The sequence below is a fragment of the Pseudomonas sp. 01L34 genome, assembly GCF_056400265.1.
The window spans coordinates 550,906-567,181 of the sequence record NZ_JBFTSX010000005.1 but is presented as its reverse complement, the minus strand read 5'-3'; the positions used below and the strand labels follow the sequence as shown (position 1 = coordinate 567,181).

At 52.5% G+C, this 16,276-nt stretch carries 17 protein-coding genes and 1 tRNA gene; 7 read left to right on the top strand and 11 right to left on the bottom strand.

Features of this window, described 5'->3' with window-relative positions; all coding sequences use genetic code 11:
- Positions 1-50 precede the first annotated feature (50 nt).
- The gene (locus tag AC1DQM_RS18285) at positions 51-824 is read left to right on the top strand and encodes a hypothetical protein (protein WP_477746630.1); all 774 of its coding nucleotides are present in this window, start codon (positions 51-53) and stop codon (positions 822-824) included.
- 587 nt (positions 825-1,411) lie between these two features.
- On the opposite strand, the gene AC1DQM_RS18280 is transcribed toward AC1DQM_RS18285, so the two are convergent.
- Entirely contained in the window at positions 1,412-2,158 is a 747-nt protein-coding gene (locus tag AC1DQM_RS18280) for a hypothetical protein (RefSeq protein ID WP_477746629.1), read from the bottom strand.
- Between the two features lie 83 nt (positions 2,159-2,241).
- On the opposite strand from AC1DQM_RS18280, the gene AC1DQM_RS18275 reads away from it, so the two are divergent.
- The 5 genes from AC1DQM_RS18275 to AC1DQM_RS18255 all read left to right on the top strand — a co-directional run bounded on the left by AC1DQM_RS18275 (position 2,242) and on the right by AC1DQM_RS18255 (position 6,961).
- A complete protein-coding gene (locus tag AC1DQM_RS18275; protein WP_477746628.1) occupies positions 2,242-2,463 on the top strand; it encodes a helix-turn-helix domain-containing protein in 222 nt (73 codons plus the stop codon).
- Positions 2,464-3,018: 555 nt separating this feature from the next.
- Complete coding sequence (locus tag AC1DQM_RS18270; protein ID WP_477746627.1) at positions 3,019-3,228, top strand: hypothetical protein; 210 nt, start codon at positions 3,019-3,021, stop codon at positions 3,226-3,228.
- A gap of 74 nt (positions 3,229-3,302) precedes the next feature.
- Positions 3,303-4,016, top strand: a complete 714-nt coding sequence (locus AC1DQM_RS18265) for a recombinase family protein (protein ID WP_477746626.1) — start codon at positions 3,303-3,305, stop codon at positions 4,014-4,016.
- Positions 4,017-4,338: 322 nt separating this feature from the next.
- Positions 4,339-5,151 carry a hypothetical protein gene (locus tag AC1DQM_RS18260; RefSeq protein WP_477746625.1) on the top strand — a complete coding sequence of 271 codons (813 nt, stop codon included), beginning with the start codon at positions 4,339-4,341 and terminating at the stop codon, positions 5,149-5,151.
- 1,363 nt (positions 5,152-6,514) lie between these two features.
- On the top strand, positions 6,515-6,961 hold the full coding sequence (locus AC1DQM_RS18255) for a hypothetical protein (RefSeq protein WP_477746624.1): 447 nt from the start codon (positions 6,515-6,517) through the stop codon (positions 6,959-6,961).
- A 426-nt stretch (positions 6,962-7,387) separates the two neighbouring features.
- Here AC1DQM_RS18255 and AC1DQM_RS18250 read toward each other — a convergent pair whose 3' ends face one another.
- Complete coding sequence (locus tag AC1DQM_RS18250; protein ID WP_477746623.1) at positions 7,388-7,666, bottom strand: hypothetical protein; 279 nt, start codon at positions 7,664-7,666, stop codon at positions 7,388-7,390.
- A gap of 156 nt (positions 7,667-7,822) precedes the next feature.
- Here AC1DQM_RS18250 and AC1DQM_RS18245 point away from each other — a divergent pair, with 156 nt between their 5' ends.
- Complete coding sequence (locus tag AC1DQM_RS18245; protein ID WP_477746622.1) at positions 7,823-8,581, top strand: hypothetical protein; 759 nt, start codon at positions 7,823-7,825, stop codon at positions 8,579-8,581.
- Here AC1DQM_RS18245 and AC1DQM_RS18240 read toward each other — a convergent pair.
- The 9 genes from AC1DQM_RS18240 to dapA all read right to left on the bottom strand — a co-directional run bounded on the left by AC1DQM_RS18240 (position 8,568) and on the right by dapA (position 16,059).
- On the bottom strand, positions 8,568-8,825 hold the full coding sequence (locus tag AC1DQM_RS18240; protein WP_477746621.1) for a bacteriocin immunity protein: 258 nt from the start codon (positions 8,823-8,825) through the stop codon (positions 8,568-8,570). The two genes, AC1DQM_RS18245 and AC1DQM_RS18240, sit on opposite strands and share 14 nt — an antisense overlap.
- An 8-nt stretch (positions 8,826-8,833) precedes the next feature.
- Positions 8,834-10,180: an S-type pyocin domain-containing protein gene (locus tag AC1DQM_RS18235; protein ID WP_477746620.1), complete on the bottom strand. Its 1,347-nt coding sequence runs from the start codon at positions 10,178-10,180 to the stop codon at positions 8,834-8,836.
- A gap of 811 nt (positions 10,181-10,991) precedes the next feature.
- Positions 10,992-11,729 carry a reverse transcriptase domain-containing protein gene (locus AC1DQM_RS18230; RefSeq protein ID WP_477746619.1) on the bottom strand — a complete coding sequence of 246 codons (738 nt, stop codon included), beginning with the start codon at positions 11,727-11,729 and terminating at the stop codon, positions 10,992-10,994.
- A gap of 19 nt (positions 11,730-11,748) precedes the next feature.
- Positions 11,749-11,910, bottom strand: a complete 162-nt coding sequence (locus AC1DQM_RS18225) for a hypothetical protein (RefSeq protein ID WP_477746618.1) — start codon at positions 11,908-11,910, stop codon at positions 11,749-11,751.
- A 458-nt stretch (positions 11,911-12,368) separates the two neighbouring features.
- A tRNA-Ser gene (locus tag AC1DQM_RS18220) sits at positions 12,369-12,458 on the bottom strand.
- 84 nt (positions 12,459-12,542) lie between these two features.
- Positions 12,543-13,256 (bottom strand): phosphoribosylaminoimidazolesuccinocarboxamide synthase, encoded by a 714-nt coding sequence (gene purC / locus AC1DQM_RS18215; protein WP_477746617.1) that lies wholly within the window; start codon positions 13,254-13,256, stop codon positions 12,543-12,545.
- A 28-nt stretch (positions 13,257-13,284) separates the two neighbouring features.
- Entirely contained in the window at positions 13,285-14,043 is a 759-nt protein-coding gene (locus AC1DQM_RS18210) for an MBL fold metallo-hydrolase (protein WP_019580834.1), read from the bottom strand.
- Positions 14,044-14,047: 4 nt separating this feature from the next.
- Positions 14,048-15,163, bottom strand: coding sequence for an outer membrane protein assembly factor BamC (gene bamC / locus AC1DQM_RS18205; RefSeq protein ID WP_018926776.1), 1,116 nt, complete (start codon positions 15,161-15,163; stop codon positions 14,048-14,050).
- A gap of 17 nt (positions 15,164-15,180) precedes the next feature.
- Positions 15,181-16,059, bottom strand: coding sequence for a 4-hydroxy-tetrahydrodipicolinate synthase (dapA, locus tag AC1DQM_RS18200; RefSeq protein WP_007941448.1), 879 nt, complete (start codon positions 16,057-16,059; stop codon positions 15,181-15,183).
- Positions 16,060-16,276: the final 217 nt, after the last annotated feature.

Genomic DNA, 16,276 nt, shown 5'->3' with positions numbered 1-16,276 from the left:
TACCCAACGAGGCTCATGCCTATGAAATGAAATTGAACAGGAGAATCATAATGCAGCACGCTTTCGCCTCAGATTTGGTAACCGACGTAGTCAATCCTAAAACCACCTCCGTTTACCTGCCTCAATTCCAAAATTGCCGAACCAGTATTATTGATGGTTTCAGAATCGATAAGCACACTGGCGAAATCTATGGGCAGTTTGTCGTTTCATCACTCCAGGCCACCATCGAACAGTACCGATGTGGAATTCCACGACCACCAGCCAGCCCGAGCCAGTACCTGCATCCGATGGATGTCAGGAAAAACGATAATGTGGTGTACGTAGATTTCGGTGGGCCAGCGCCAGCTAAACCAACAACCGCTGGCGATGTTCCCAGCTCCAAATCAAAGCGCGGCCCCAAACCGAAGGTATGCTTAAATCCGTTTGCTGCGATCATCCAGCTGGCGATTACTGAGAATGCTCACTGGATCGAAGATGCCGTTATGGCAGGCATGTACATCTCAGTTGAAAGCAGCAATGGCAAACTGAACATCAGGCCGGGCTACGTACGGAAGGTCATCACAATGGTGGTGATTTCAACTGACGCGATTGCAGGCAACCCTGTCTTCCGCAACCATGATCTGGAGCCGGTCAGTGAGCGGTATGGTCGATACCTTGCTGCGGCTGGTCGTGTTGCCCTCCGTAACATCGAACGGTATCTGGATACTCACCCAGCAGAGAAGCAGCGTCTGGAGATGAAGATTTTAGAAACCAAAGCATGGGGGGAAGAGTTCGATCTGGATGAAGCGGACTTTGTCGAAGACCCGTTTGGCTCTGTTGGTTAATTACGGCAGGATATAATAAGAGAGCGAAGCGAACGGCGGGCTTTGCACGTGGAGAGGGAACCTCTCGACTTGAGCACGGTGGAACAGCGAAGCCGTAGGGTTGGCACAGGACAGGCTATGCCTGACATTTAGCACAGTTGAAACTTGACCCTATTGAAGAGGTAGGCTGATGGAATGGATTAATAAATCCATCAGCATTCAAAGAGGATTACTATCCACAGGCTAGCCTGTGGTGCTCACTACTATTGTGAACGTCCTACTATTGTGAACACGTGCTAACCCTACGGCTACGCCGTTCGACCGTGCTAAAGCTTTGACCGTAGGTCAGTGGTAATTCGCCTTTACAGGGTGAACGATTGAAAGCTTATCGCTTTCGGTGCAAACACTCCAGCGGAGCTGGGGGAGTATCTCGCTCAAAGCTCCGCTTTACGCGTGCAACAGCTACCGCAGATAGAAGTAAAAACCCACAACCAACCAGTGAGGACGCACAAGCCAACACAGCATCATAGCTTAGTTGGTCCTGCAAGAGCACCTCGACAACAAACTACCCGTACAGCAAACTAGCCCCTTTGCTGGGGCTTTTGCTTTCAAAGAGCTGACTCTGTTTTTAAAAGCTCTTCTCGCACCGAATCGAAATCGGTTTCGTAGAAAATCAGTGCCGGACCCGACTCGAGTTCAATTTTAGTACTTCCATTTGAAATAGAATCCAATAGGTATTTTTTACCTTCCGTGGTAGATGGTCCGAAAACTCTATTGCCATTTAAGCAGAAATAATAAAACTGTATGTATTTCCCATTTATTTTATAAGGGTCTGATGGGTTTGGTCCGCTTGTTTCATTTCTCTTGCATATTCTTTCTGATGTATCCATCAGGTTGATTGATATTTTTCCTTCGCGAATTGATGCCAGCAGAACCGGGCTTTCCTGAGCTTCTGGCTTTATGAAATACGCAGTGCTTGTGAGTCTGTGCCAGTTTGGGTCTATGGTCCCGTCTGGTCTTTTTCGTGGCGTGCCTATTGCAGTATTTGGCGCTGGCTCGCACTTGTTCCACTTTTTTTCATATCCGTATTGCCCTGGCTTGCCCCAGCACCACCCAATTTTCACTAGCTCGGAATATGCTTTGTCTCGATCGTAACAAGCCACATGAGTATTTGGATCGTCGCCTGATCCGCCGCGACATCTTGAGTTTAGAACATCTGCATTGCTAATTAGTTTTTTTACAGTCGCTTCGCTGGTTTCCGCAAATGAGCAAAATGAAAAGCCAGATGCAGCAATAACCAAGGCTAGCAATGAAATTGATTTTATTTGAATTAATTGATGTATTTTAGCCTTCAATTTATATTCCTTTAATTAGGCTAGTGGACTGTGTCATCAGTTGGTGTGTTCACAATTAGAGCACAACACCCCATCATCCGGGAATGCAGCCAAATCAGAATCTCAGAACAACTTCGGTCAACGAGTACGCGAACTGCGTAGCAGTCAGGGGGCTCAGCCAAGAGGCATTTGCCGACCGCTGCGGCTTCGTAAGGACGTACATGTCTCGGATTGAGACTGGGACCGCGAATCCATCCCTCGACGCTGCCAAGGTGCTTGCAGACGGTCTGGGGATGTCGTTATCGGAGCTGCTGGAAGGGGTGTAGACGCGACTGGAACGCTGCCGGTTGGCAGTCTCGAGAAAAATATTTGAGTTTTTTGCTTGAAAAGCCGTGATTTGAAAATCGACCTCACTAAATACATTGAACAGGACATTCGTTCTGCCCAATTTATTAGAGGTTCAAGATGAAAAATTACATTCGCTTCGGCATTACACTGAGTCCCGCAACAACCCGCTTTCAGGCCAAGCAGTTCGAACGCATAATTTACAGTTTCAGATGCCGCTGTCTTCAAGGTACTTGGATCATCCCTATCCCTTCAAAAATGGATGGTGTCAGCGGGGCTAAGCAGCTTCGCCATATTCTGAGTGCAGCAATGGAATCTGCTGACATCTCTACTGTGCGTTACTGGTACTCGCATATGGATGGACCAAAGGAGCATCAGGTTTTGTAGTAGCTACCAGCAGCCCCGTCGGTGATGATGGGGCTTCTTTTGATAGCGGATTACTGTTAAAGCCCTGAAATCAAACTCGCGTAGGAATGTGTTCCTGTAACCAGCCGGGACTGGCTCGAATTCCCTCACACCCTCAAGGATGACACCCAATGACAGACAAGAACGAAGTCATAGCCAATGCCCTAGAGCTGCTGATGATCAATCAGAACGGTATCGGTGCTGCTATTGAAGAACTCGCCAAATGGGTTGCCGAACGAGGTTCAACCGTCATTACTGACAACGCAGTCACAGCTTTACAAGTCCTCGACCTCAACGCCGAAGGAATCACTTCTGTCATCCGCCTGCTACGTCAGGAATAGTCTTAACATATCGTTGATGACCGTCAACAATATGTTAAGATAGCCTTTCATTGGATGGATGAGAGAACGAAGCGATGAAACAGGTGGTGGCTTATGCACGGATGTCTACAGATGATCAGTGTCTGTCTGTAGCTGGTCAGTTTGCTGCTATCAAGATCGCCGCCGAGGCAAACGATTGGGACATCGTTGCTCAGTTCATAGATGAGGGAGTATCAGGTAGCGTCGATCCTCTGGAACGTCCTCAGTGTCGTCTGGCTCTCGCCATGGCTAAAGGATTGTCTTGTCCGGTGGTCGTGCACCGCCTAGATCGTCTTAGTCGTGACCATGCCCACTTCGTCACGCTGCAAAAGCGCTACACGTTTATAGAAGCCGAGGATGTACACGGCAGTAGTCTGGTGCGGAGCATAAAGAGTCTGCTCGCTGAAGAAGAGCTGTTGAAGATTCGCCAGAGGACCAAGGATGGCTTGGCTGAATTGAAGGTGCTCGCTGATCGTGGTGATGCTGAGGCGCAGGCCAAGATTTCACGACGTGATGCAGGACGTGAAGCTGCATGGGCAGTAGGCAACGGCGCCGCCCTAGAAGCCAAAGCTGTGAACGCTGGTAATCGTGCAAAGATGTTGGAGCATCACATCAAGGCTTGCCTCTTCGATAAGCACACCACCTATAGCGCTATCGCTAAGTGCCTCAACGCAAAGGGTGTCACCACCGAGCGTGGTAGCGCTTTCCAGCCTATGACCGTTAAGCGTCTGATGGAGCGTCTGACGTTGCCGCTCGTAATTCAGGATTGACCTAGTCCTGTATTGTCCTACAGGCTCGCAATGGTGGTCCACGTCTCGCTGTTGAACCTGGACAGGCTCCTTGGGTATCTAGTCCAGAGCTGTTGTAGAGCCTCTCAGACTGATCCAAAGGGGCGGCAATGTTATTTTGCTTTTCCGTAGCTTTTCATTCACCCCTCTTTGCACACCGCTTAGCGCTTCGGCGGATTCTCTGTAGAACCACTACAATCTGTTCCGCTCTCCCGGTGTGGACAGTGCCCCTCTTCGCTGGATGCAGTACGTCACGCCGGGGGAGCCCCATCATTTTTTATCCAGCCTGAATCTGGATCGCCTCATGAGTTGCACCCTTTTTCCGGCGGCGGGCAAAGGATCTGTGGAAAGCGGTTTTCCCCTGCGTCGATTAGTATCTGGGCCAGTGCATCACTATCAGCAAGGAGCGTTTATGAGAATCCCGCAGGAAGTTTTGAAGGTGGTCGGGGATGACCCGATTGAGGGGGCAATCGGCATTTGTCGCTTCGCTATTAACTTTCGCAGTGACTCAGGCGACTGGACCGAAGATGTTCACGGCGTTCTTTTGGAGGCTACTGCCGCACTTATGAGTCTCGAGGAACACGGCCTCGTTGAGAACGGCAATGGCCATCCCGATGTTGAAGGACATATGGGTTATGTCTGCAACAACATGCAGCGTTACCTTTTTGACAGTCTGGCTGATTTTGTTGGGCAGTCTTCTGCGAAGAAACTGGAGGCTCTGAAGAAGAGTTTCGGTATCACGCTTGCGAACGGATTTGCTTATGAGTTCACTGACGGCGACCTCAACAGAATCCAAGACCTGATCAACGAATTGCGTGGTTTGTTAGCGAGTGATTCCGCACTTGATGATGGCCATAAGCGACGCCTGTTGAAGCGATTGGAAGAGTTGCAGAAAGAGCTGCACAAGAAGGTCTCTGATCTGAGTCATTTCTACAGCTTGATGGGCGATTTCGGTATTGCCACAGGTAAACTGGGCAAAGACGCTAAGCCATTCACTGATCGAATCGGTGAGTTGCTTAAATTCGCATGGAAAGCCCAAGCCCGTGCGGAACAATTACCAAGCAGTGCGGAAAATCCGATGCTAGGCCATGACAGTGAACCCCCACGGCTGGAGTGATCGGCGTCTCACGCATTTCGGGGGGGGGGGGAACCACCAAATCAGCGAAAGCTTGGTGGCTTGTCACTAGGTCTTACCGAGGTAGACTACGGTGATGTTGGCACACATCCTCCCACGCTCCATTGCGAAAGCGTTGGTACTGACGGACGTGAACGGTCTTTTCACGAGTTACACTGCGAGTAAAGCTATTTTGGTTTTGCATGGCGTTAGCCTCTAATTTACGTGGGAGTTGTTCGCACGTACCCAGAGGCGACCACCGATCAATCACCAATTGACGCAATGGCGTCAATTGGATTAAATGGCGTCCTTCTCTTGATACGTGCTCAAACGCATGCGTCGGAGGATGCGAGTAGTTGCGTTTCTGTCCGTCAAAACTAAGACGCGACTGCTCGTAGACATCTTCAGCCGAGACCGCCTTCATTGGCGGTTTCTGCGTTTGTGCGGGAACTATATCGACTTCAATGCACCCCTGCAAGCCTCTCTGGTGCATTCAGAGCAATTTTCTCGATCTGACCGCCTCATCTTTCGCCTTTGACGTCAAAATCGCCCATATAGCCCCTCAGGAGTCCCTAATGAGGCCCTCTAAAGGGTGCTTCGAGACGTAGTTGGCGCCTCCGATTAAAGAGCTTTCTTCGCGAGAGTGGGCGTTGCAGGGTGCGTAAACCCCAACATGTAGGGTTTTGTAGGAAGGCGACCACAAGATAATGCGTTTTGGCGGGGTGTTGCAACGTACTACCTGTGGATAAACCTATGCGTAAATTGTGTGTGAAAGAGGGAGTCTGCGTGTAGGTCGCGAATTCGCTGGTGTAGATCGTGCATCGCTGTTTTCGCCAATTAGAGCGCTTTTTTGCGAAAACGAGCGCTATCGCAAAATCCCTCTATATATAGAAGGTGGTAAGTGGTCGATTTCGTGGGCATAAATGCTCACTTCTTTTCGTATCTCCGTAGGCATAGCCCATGCGTGCCGTCTCCCGTTCAGCTTCTCTCCGGTACATGTCACTCAGCGTCTATCACAGACGCTCATGCTCAATCTTCAGAGCGGCCAGCTCCTTCGTGCAGTCTCGGTACATGACGACTATGTCTGCAATATTGCGATGAGCCCTTCGTAAATCCTGACGTGTCGTGTCCAACTCAGCACACAGCAGATCAAACTGATGCTTCAGCAGCTCAAGGTGAGAGGGCTGGCGGAGGGGGGTGTTCTGTTATCAAGGGCATCGTTGAAGTGATGCAGAGTTCAATACCGGTTGTATCAATGAGGGTTTAAGTGACGTTTTTCGGCAGGTGGCAAGGTGAACGATCGCATCTGGACGGGCATGCTGTCGTCCTGACATCATGTAGCTCTCAGAATGCAGGGAAGCTCATCATGTCAGTAAAACGTCCTATAGGAATCATCCTCGCTCTCGGGCTCGCATTCCTTGTCATTAAGGGCATTGCTAACAGTCCATCGTCCGTCCCTAGCAAGCCTACAGCAGAACCTGATTACCCAATCAGTACCGCCACGTACGCGCAAGTGAATGCCGATGTAGGTTGCAAGAGCAAATTTAGCGACGAGAAGAAAGACGATATCTTCGATGCCAAATACAAGAACCACTGGATGACTTGGCAGGGAGAAGCAGTGATCCTTGAGGCCGATAAAGTCGCTCTAAACGTCGACGGTATTGGAACCCAAGACGTCAGCGTTTCCTTCATGCGTAAAGGAGATGGCTACGATCTTGCGAAGGGCAGCGTGATGAAAGTTCGATTCTTGATGAAGTCGATGGGAGGTTGCTTCCTTCCGTTTGGTGGCATTCAAGCGTTGCTTACGAAGTAGTTCACCGATGCGTCGACCTACTTTAGTCACCTGGGGTTGGCAGCTTCGATAGTGCTGCCCATTGCCTATAAGAGTCGAATGTGAACGTTTGCGTGCTGGCGTTATCGAGAAGTCTTATACCTTCTAGGCGATGGTTCAGAAGCTCATTCCCACTCAACATGGCGCCGCCACTCACCAGCACCCTAGTCAGTACGACCGCTGCCAGTTTCATGTATTCATGAGGCGTCGTTTGTAGGCCATGTATCTAGACAGTCGCTGGCTTCGGCCCCTAACAGAAGAGCGTGAAGCGCCTCTTTCGCTGCCCACGCCTCTGTCAGCCCACCGATATGCACCGAGCTATCGCCACATATTGATCGAGCGGTGACCATTCCTCGGCTGACGCTATAGCTCGCCTGATACGTCTTTCCCTTGAATATGACTTCGACCTTACTCTTCGTCTTCATCATCGTCGTCATCATTTGATGAAGCGGTCCCTGAAGTTGTCCCGCTGTTTTCATCGATGTACGACTGGCACCCTTCGTTGAAAGAGGCAGATGGAGTGCTGCAAGACGACTCATCGTCTACATCGTTCTGCTCAGCCCAGTCATACCCCGCTTGATGCCCTGAACAGTCGCCCTTGCATTGATAGCCATCGAACGTAGCAGCGGTAGCTGTTGTGCTGCCCAGTACTGATACCAGTAGCGTCTTTGCAAATAACATCTTCATGATGGTGAGCCTCCTTGTGCGTCACCCGATCCTACTCCTTCAGCGTGTCCTGTCTTCACTCATTCACCCTGAAGATGCTTCCTGATGGATTTGTATTGGACTGACGGGGCATGGGATTCTGTGGAAAGCGACTCTAACCACTATCAGGATGAAGACATGACAACGCCTCACGCATGGAAGCTTTCGATAGCGGATGCCTACGCCAATCGATACGGAGACGTGGCACAGGATTTCCTGACACTAGTGGTTGAGCCAGCACTAGCCGCCTTAGATAAGAAGGCTGTCGAACTTGCCAACGATCCAGACTCAGCAGTTGCCGCGTTCCAAGGATTCGACCACGCCAATCTGATTGTCAAAACGACGATGGCGCTCTGCCTGGGTATTCAGTCCGTGTGGGAACAGCAATTGTCTAGGTACTTGAGGAACTGTGCCCAATCCTTGGAGTTAGGCGATGACATTCAAGAGCGCTTAGAAAAGGTCACATGGGGCGTCTCCATGAACAGCTTGTTCCTCGACATACGCGGCCTCGACTTTCAACGCTTCGATTCCTACAAGCGCCTTGACCTTCTCCAGACGCTTGGCAACGTATGCCGTCACGGCGAAGGCAAGTCGGCGATGAAGCTGCGTAAGGAATACACCGAACTGTGGCCGCATTGGGCAGATACCAGCAAGCACCCAGAAATACCGTTGATCTACCGTGCCCCGGTGACTGGCATTCGAATTCCGGTTTCACTTCTTCGAGATTTGGTTAACGCCGTGGTGCTGTTTTGGATGGACATGCAGCGCCTTGGGTTGGAGTCTCTGAGTGACCAGCCAGCGGTGGATACCGAGATTGCACGGCTACAAGAGCGTCGGATTCCCTTGCTTGCCATCACGTCACACCTTCCCCAGGAGCTGGAAATCAATCCTCCTTGAATCCCGGCAAGCCTTGAGCAGCACGCCATTCCCTCACTACACGCGTAACGTCTTCTGCTGATCCGCTTGACCCGTCCTCTGGGTAGTAGATGAGATCGGTGCCGTCTGGGTGACCAGTCATTTCGCAGAATTGGTCTAGCAGGACATCTAACACGTCATCAGTTTCTGCTTTGTTTTCAGCCAGCAGCTTGTGCATGAAGCTGATGAATTCGTCTTCGGTGTAGTCGGTGATATCGTTTTTCATTACCAGTGTCATCCGTTTCTATGAATGTCGATGTGGTGCTTGGGGGTCACGACGTTCAGGTTATCGACATCGTAGACTTTCCCACCCTTGGCTACTTCGTCTGCATGGTGCAGCTCGAATGATCCACGCTTTCCCGCTCGGTCTCTGTAACGTGCCTTCGGTGCTTTGCCTTCCCGCATACGGTCAACGTTATTGTCTGTGAATTGTTCCACTAGTCCAGTGCTGGCTACCGCCTTCCAGAGTGCCTGCCTGAAACTGTCGAAGGTGCCGAAGCTTTTGCCTCGTAGTTGGTTAGCAATTTCAGTTGGTATCGGTGCACCGAGTCCAGAGGTAGCTCCAGCAAGCCAGATGCCTGTCACATCCTTTCCTTGTCCCGTAACGGTGCCGGGATCAAGCCGGACATTCATCACGATATACAGGGGCTGAATGCCAGAGCCATCAGGGAAAACGAGAATAAAATCCTTGTAAGTGTCGGGGTATATAGGGCTGACGATGATGTTATCTGCCTGTTCTGTAGGCGGATAAATCCAAATCTGAGGTGCTTGGGGTGCACCTTCTAGCGGAGGAATCCCCGACGTGCTGGACGGGTCAATGGCTGGCGTCCATATAAGTGTTACACCATCGCCAAAGTCCGCCACTCGCTGTGAGCCTTGCTCGTTGAATTGCACCACCGGAATCATCTCCCAGTCGGTGCGCTTCTGGGTGTTGTACCCGTAGCCCTTCAAGGTGCCATCCGCCTGCTGTTCGACATGTATCCGAACCCGTGTGCGGCCTTTCTTGAGGGATTGAAGTTGTTCCTCTGTGTACAGGCTGCTATCACCCAAGCTGGACGGCCACAGCAGTGCAACAAAACCAGCCAACGCACCAGCAGCAACGCCGGTAGTGAGAACCCCGCCAGCAGCACCAGCACCAGCACCAGCGCTCGCACCCGTTGCAGCACTTCCACCAGCTACAGCAGCGCCAGCAGTACACAAGCCACCGCAAGACACGCCAGCAGCCGTAGCAGCTCCGCCCAAGAGAAGCGTTCCGAGTGTTGCCGGTATCGCACCGCTAACTTTCTTGAGGGGGATGTTCCCGTCTGCATCCGTTTCACGACCACCAAGAATGGCGAACTCACCATAGTTGGCCACCTTCTCGACAGGGATAAACCCTGCTGGTTTCTTGTGGTCAATCACGCCGTCTGGAAGGTCACAGCTCTTTGCGAACACACAGCCTACGGCGTTGGGCTTGTCTTCTAGCTTCGGAGGGAGGTCTTTGTATTCAGCCCAACGCTGGGCATTAATATCAACAGGCTCTACGCCGTTGTTGGGGCTAGTCGCATTGGGCAAAGCTGGTTTGGGCACATAACCGGACATGCAGCTTCCTTTCGTCCTTGGGGAATTCCAGCCTGTAGCTGGGCAGCATCGACCTTACCGGGAAGCTCAAGCGCTGGCTGTAGGGCAAATCCCAAAAGCCATACCGAAAATTCCCTGATCCATTTCATTTGCTGGGGTGTGGAGGATATCGGGTTGGAGCCGGGCGTTGAATGATGGCAAATGGCCGCACACCTCAACACTATAGAAATCGAATTCGGCTTGATAGCATCACCGAAACGCGAACGTCGCTCGGGGTTAATGATCAACGCATGAAGAATGTGAACCCACATCAAGCGGCCATACAGCCCCACCTGCTGGCTTGCCTCTACAACAAACTGAATACCTTCCAGTCAGTAGCTGATTGCCTTAACTCCAAAGGCTTGCGTACCGCTCGTGGTAGCGAGTTCACACCTACGGCAGTGCGTCGCCTCATGCTTGCCTTCAACGTCTCGCTCTGAAGCTGTGGGAACTTCAAGCGGGCTAGCTTTATTTTGAGATTTATCAGGTTTCTATATCGACTCTGTGCGTTTTGTTAAGCGCCTGGGCCATGCCGACCGCTTTCCAGAATGCAGGGGGGGTACCTTCCAAACTCGGAGCCATTATTTTTGGCGGGATTTTGGGAAATTCAGTCAGAAGTGCTATCCCTATTTTCGCGGGATTTGGAAATTTAACCCGGAATACTCCCTACCATCATTCAACTGTCTTCGCAGGCCACCCTTCCAAGAACCGCTCAGCTCTAGGTCTGAAAGAAGCACCGCTAGCCCTGCTCTGCGGCACGAGGGATTAGACTTGAGTGCAATAAAAACGAACACTAAGATTTAATTAAAATAGAAGCCTGGGTAGGATTGACCGAATAGACATAGCCAAAAATCCCATCCTTCTTATTTTCGCTAGTCGCATTTTTATAATTCACTAAAAACTCACTGAATCGCGAATCACTAATCAAAACTAAATTAGATGATAGATCAATATTGAATGCCGTGATACTTTCGGCCGGACCTTTAAGCTTATTCTTATTAAGTACAAGCCCCGATCTATCCGCACTCTCTTGTATCATGGAAAGCGCAAAATCTGCCTTCTCTAAACTTTGCGTTGAAATAATAATATTATCCACATAAACACTAACCTTTATACCGTCAGTATTATCTAAATTTTGTATTACTTTTCCAAGCCTGCTTTTATGAAGACACAACGAAGCTATGATCGTAGATTGAACAAAGCCAAAGGGCAATGCAAAGACCTGACCTGAATCCACCGGTATTGAAACAGTTGATTCCATTGCGATACTTCTTGCTTTATCGTATCCAAAATACGGCTTTAATTCACGAGTTATTCTGCTTCGATTAATACTATTGAAAAACTTTCGAAGATCGGCATGAATAAAAAACCTACCTCCAAGATGATACTTTATGGCATCAACATGACCACCACTCCTTAAATGATAGTAGTTCTCAGGAGGGCGCCACTTGAATTCAATTAGACCTTTGAAAAGTTTACCCTCAGCAACAGTTTCTGAAGTTGGGATGTAAACCCAAGTATCAGATTTCAACCGGAACCTGCTGGTCCATTTATGAGAGTTCTGCATCGGATGGATGCTCGAAATAGTTAAAAGCCACGCTCAAAAGCGGGAGAGCTACTGACACAAGGATCAAAATGGCCGTAACCAGTTCGATGACCTTGGTAGCAAACTCAATACGCTTCTGAGCTTGGCCGTAATCAAATTTCTTCATGATCACGTACCTCATCTAAATTCCTGGCTGACCGAGCGCAAAGCGCATGGCTTTACAACCAACGAGGAGACCAATGAAAACACGTAACGAGTCGTCAAGGATTTCCCAGAGATCACATAGTGACGCGATGAGGGACACGCCGCGAGGCAGCCTGTCGCCAGGAAGATTGGATCCTATCACCTGCCATGCGTAGGCTGCAACGCCGCAGCATTGATGCATACTTGCGGATGTAACGCATCGCTCGAACCGCTTCAGCCCCTTATCAGGGCATGAGGGTATTGGAGCCACCGAAACCCAGCTGGCAGGCCGCTCGAAGGGATAAAGTGGTCGCTGGCACCAACCTCAGGAAGAACGCCCATAGCGCCGCACAGAGGCATCAGATGGTAGTACAATCGAGTAGTACAATCGAAAAACAAAAAAGCCCCGTAACTCATTGAATTACGGGGCTTTTCTATGTATGGCGGAGAGATAGGGATTCGAACCCTAGGTACCGGTGAAGGTACAACGGATTTCGAATCCGTCCCATTCGGCCACTCTGGCATCTCTCCAACGGCGCGCATCATAACAGCACAATCGCCGGAAGCGAACCCCCTTTAGCGATTTTTTTCCGTGCTATCAGATGCTTGCGTCGATTAAAGCGGTACGCCCAGACGGTTGGCGACTTCTTCGTAGGCTTCGATGACGTCACCGAGGCCCTGACGGAAGCGGTCCTTGTCCATTTTCTTCTTGGTGGCCTTGTCCCACAGACGGCAGCCGTCCGGGCTGAATTCGTCGCCCAGAACGATGGAGCCGTCGGAGGACACGCCAAATTCGAGTTTGAAGTCGACCAGCAGCAGGCCGGCGTCGTCGAACAGTTTGCTCAGTACTTCGTTGACCTTGAGCGACAGTTCTTTCATGCGAACCAGTTGCTCGGCGGTGCCCCAACCGAATGCCACGACGTGGGATTCGTTGATGAACGGGTCGCCTTTGGCGTCGTCCTTCAGGAACAGTTCGAAGGTGTAAGGGTTGAGCTTCATACCCTCTTCAACACCCAGGCGCTTGACCAGGCTGCCGGCGGCGTAGTTACGCACAACGCATTCGACCGGGATCATGTCGAGTTTTTTCACCAGGCATTCGTTGTCGCCCAGCAGTTTGTCGAATTGAGTCGGCACGCCGGCTGCTTCGAGTTTCTGCATGATGAAGGCGTTGAACTTGTTGTTCACCATGCCTTTGCGGTCGAGCTGCTCGATACGCTTGCCGTCGAACGCCGAGGTGTCGTTGCGAAACAGCAGGATCAAGCGGTCAGCGTCGTCGGTCTTGTAAACCGATTTGGCTTTGCCGCGGTAGAGTTCTTCACGTTTTTCCATGATGGGCTCCGCTTGCTAAGTAGGTGGGCTAGGCGATGTGTCGCCAGTCGAGCCCTGAATCTTGATCGGCCAGTTGCAGCCAGTCCGGGTCGCACCCGAGGGTGTCGACAAAACATTGCCGGGCCAGCTGCGGCAGGTTGTTCTTGCTGCTCAGATGGGCCAGGACCAGGTGTTGCAGGCCTTGCCAGCCCAACTCGGCCACCAGGAATGCCGCCTGATGGTTGTTCAAATGTCCCAATTCACCGCCCACCCGCTGCTTGAGAAAGTACGGGTAGTGACCGCGAGCCAGCATGTCACGGCAATGGTTGGCCTCGATCATCAACGCATCGAGGTCCCGATAGCCGTCCAGCACCTTGTTGCAGTATGAGCCCAGGTCGGTCAACAGGCCGAAACGCCGCTGACCGTCGCTGAAAACATACTGCGTCGGCTCCTGTGCATCATGGGCCACGGCAATGACGCCGATGCTCAGAGGGCCGATTTGCAGTTGCTCGCCGCCAGCCAGAAAGCCTGCGGGTTCAATCGGTTTGCGCATCCCGCGCAGGGTCCCGCGACTGAGGTAGACAGGCAGATTGTAACGCCGAGACAGTAAACCCACGCCATGCACGTGATCGGCATGTTCGTGGGTCACAAGTATCGCGCTCAACTGCGCAGGGTTCACCCCAAGGCGCAGCAGGCGTTTTTCGGTTTCCCGCAAGGAGAAACCACAATCCACCAGCACATACGTGTCATCGCTGGCTACCAGCGTGCCGTTCCCTTGGCTACCGCTGCCGAGAACGGCAAAACGCATGCGATCAGCCCAGGTTGTCCTGAATCACGGTCAACACTTTGCGCGCCACGTCTGCTGGCGCCACGGTGTTGATGTTTTTCTCGACGGTAACTTGTACGTTCTCGCCGACCTTGCTCAGGCGAACCTGATAACGCTCGGCACGGGCTTCAACTTCTTCCTTGTTCGGCTTGCTGCCGAACAGGCTGCCGAAGAAACCTGGCTGCTCATCCTTCTTCTCGGCCTTTTCGGCGAGGTTGATGTAGTACAGGCCCAGGCTGCGGTTGATGTCTTCAACACGCCATTCGCCCTGTTCCAGCGCACGACCGACGCTCGACCAGGCACGATCCAGGTCGGTACCGACGTTGAGCACCGGGTTGCCACTGCCATCCTCGGTCAGGCTGACACGGCTTGGCGTATCGAAATCACGCGAGGCCAGCATGGAGACCGAACCGCCCTTCTCCGAAGTACGGCTCATGCTCGCGAGCATGTCGTCGACCAATGCTGCGTCCAGGCCGGTATTGACCGAACGATTGGTGAAGTCGACGTTGGCGGTGCTGCCGGCAGGACGCTCGGCGCTGACCACATAGACTTCACTGGTGTTGCGCTGCACGCCTGGCTCGATACGCACCCGTACGCGGGTTTCGCTGTCGGCGCCGACACCGGCCGCGCTCAGGCGCTTGGCCATGGCTGCGGACAGTTCGTCGGAATGCTGCCAAGTGGTAGTGAACTCACCGGTTTGCGGGCGCTGTTCGTCCAGACGGAAACCGTTGTCCTGGAAGAACTGCACGGCCACTGGCCAGACTTCGGCCGGTGGGTTCTGAGCCATGATCCAACGCGAATCGCCGCTCTTCTGCAAGGAGTAGGCGCTGATATCAGCCGCTGCCGACAGCGGCTGCGGACGAGGCACGACATATTCGCCCTTGGCGGTATCGTCGGCCACATTGCGCGGGATCGGCAACAGTGGATCCAGACGCTTGGAGGTGCTGACGTTCGGTGGCAGTTGCATCGGTGCAGTCTGTTGCGCTTCCAGGTAATCGCTACCACGGTCACGGAAGTAACCTTCCGGGCCCCAGATCCATCCGCAGCCACTGGTGCTGGAGATAATCAAGGCAAGTGCGGAAAGTCCGGCCATTCGCTTCATGCGTAGTACTTCCTCAATTAAACCAGGACGCCGGACTGGCGCATGGCCTGCCGCAGCGGTTCGTGACAGGCAGCACTGAGCCAGGTGAGCGGCAGACGGATACCGTCCGGCATCAGGCCCATTTCATGCAGCGCCCATTTCACGGGGATAGGGTTGGATTCGATAAACAGGGTTTTATTGAGTGGCATCAGCTTTTCGTGGATCGCCCGGGCTTTGACGGCATCACCGGCCATCGCAGCGGCGCACAGCTCGCTCATGGCGCGCGGCGCAACGTTGGCGGTCACCGAAATGTTGCCCTTGCCACCGAGCAGCATCAGCTCGACCGCGGTCGCATCGTCACCGGAATAGACCAGGAAGTCGCTGCTCACGCCGGCCAGGATGTCCTTGGCGCGCTGCAGGTCGCCCGTGGCTTCCTTGATGCCGATGATGTTCTTCACGGTCGACAGGCGGATTACCGTCTCGGCCTGCATGTCGCACGCGGTACGACCCGGCACATTGTAAAGAATCTGCGGGATATCGACCGCTTCGGCGATGGCGCGGAAGTGCAGGTACAGGCCTTCTTGCGTCGGCTTGTTGTAATAAGGGGTTACCAGCAGGCACGCATCGGCGCCAGCGTTCTTCGCGTTGGTCGTCAGTTCGATCGCTTCACGCGTCGAATTGGCGCCCGTACCGGCGATCACCGGAATACGCCCTGCAACCTGGGCAACCACGCGACGAATCACTTCGATGTGCTCGTTCACGTCAAGCGTGGCCGACTCACCCGTAGTGCCGACCGCCACGATGGCGTTGGTGCCCTCTTGCAGGTGGAAGTCCACCAGTTTGCTCAGGCTGTCCCAGTCGAGACGACCCTGTGCATCCATGGGTGTGACCAGTGCCACCATACTGCCCGCAATCATGCAACCGCTCCTGCCGGAAAAAGAGAGCGGTAATGGTACTGGCGCCAAGATGCTTGTACAAGCGAAGTACTGCGCTGCCGCCATTCCCCTTGGCGCTGCTTTTCGCTACCCTTCAGACTTTGATCGGTACTGATAAGCTCGTACGCCGGTTTCCAGCCTCCATTTTCGGCATCACAAGCCCCGATCCAGCGTTGCCACCCCTCGCTCTTGCCATACT

Excerpts from the sequence above, each read along its gene's own strand:
- AC1DQM_RS18285 (WP_477746630.1), top strand. The coding sequence starts at position 51 with ATGCAGCACGCTTTCGCCTCAGATTTGGTAACCGACGTAGTCAATCCT.
- AC1DQM_RS18275 (WP_477746628.1), top strand. The coding sequence starts at position 2,242 with ATGCAGCCAAATCAGAATCTCAGAACAACTTCGGTCAACGAGTACGCG.
- AC1DQM_RS18270 (WP_477746627.1), top strand. The coding sequence starts at position 3,019 with ATGACAGACAAGAACGAAGTCATAGCCAATGCCCTAGAGCTGCTGATG.
- AC1DQM_RS18265 (WP_477746626.1), top strand. The coding sequence starts at position 3,303 with ATGAAACAGGTGGTGGCTTATGCACGGATGTCTACAGATGATCAGTGT.
- AC1DQM_RS18260 (WP_477746625.1), top strand. The coding sequence starts at position 4,339 with ATGAGTTGCACCCTTTTTCCGGCGGCGGGCAAAGGATCTGTGGAAAGC.
- AC1DQM_RS18255 (WP_477746624.1), top strand. The coding sequence starts at position 6,515 with ATGTCAGTAAAACGTCCTATAGGAATCATCCTCGCTCTCGGGCTCGCA.
- AC1DQM_RS18250 (WP_477746623.1), bottom strand. The coding sequence starts at position 7,666 with ATGAAGATGTTATTTGCAAAGACGCTACTGGTATCAGTACTGGGCAGC.
- AC1DQM_RS18245 (WP_477746622.1), top strand. The coding sequence starts at position 7,823 with ATGACAACGCCTCACGCATGGAAGCTTTCGATAGCGGATGCCTACGCC.
- AC1DQM_RS18240 (WP_477746621.1), bottom strand. The coding sequence starts at position 8,825 with ATGAAAAACGATATCACCGACTACACCGAAGACGAATTCATCAGCTTC.
- AC1DQM_RS18235 (WP_477746620.1), bottom strand. The coding sequence starts at position 10,180 with ATGTCCGGTTATGTGCCCAAACCAGCTTTGCCCAATGCGACTAGCCCC.
- AC1DQM_RS18225 (WP_477746618.1), bottom strand. The coding sequence starts at position 11,910 with ATGAAGAAATTTGATTACGGCCAAGCTCAGAAGCGTATTGAGTTTGCT.
- purC (WP_477746617.1), bottom strand. The coding sequence starts at position 13,256 with ATGGAAAAACGTGAAGAACTCTACCGCGGCAAAGCCAAATCGGTTTAC.
- AC1DQM_RS18210 (WP_019580834.1), bottom strand. The coding sequence starts at position 14,043 with ATGCGTTTTGCCGTTCTCGGCAGCGGTAGCCAAGGGAACGGCACGCTG.
- bamC (WP_018926776.1), bottom strand. The coding sequence starts at position 15,163 with ATGAAGCGAATGGCCGGACTTTCCGCACTTGCCTTGATTATCTCCAGC.
- dapA (WP_007941448.1), bottom strand. The coding sequence starts at position 16,059 with ATGATTGCGGGCAGTATGGTGGCACTGGTCACACCCATGGATGCACAG.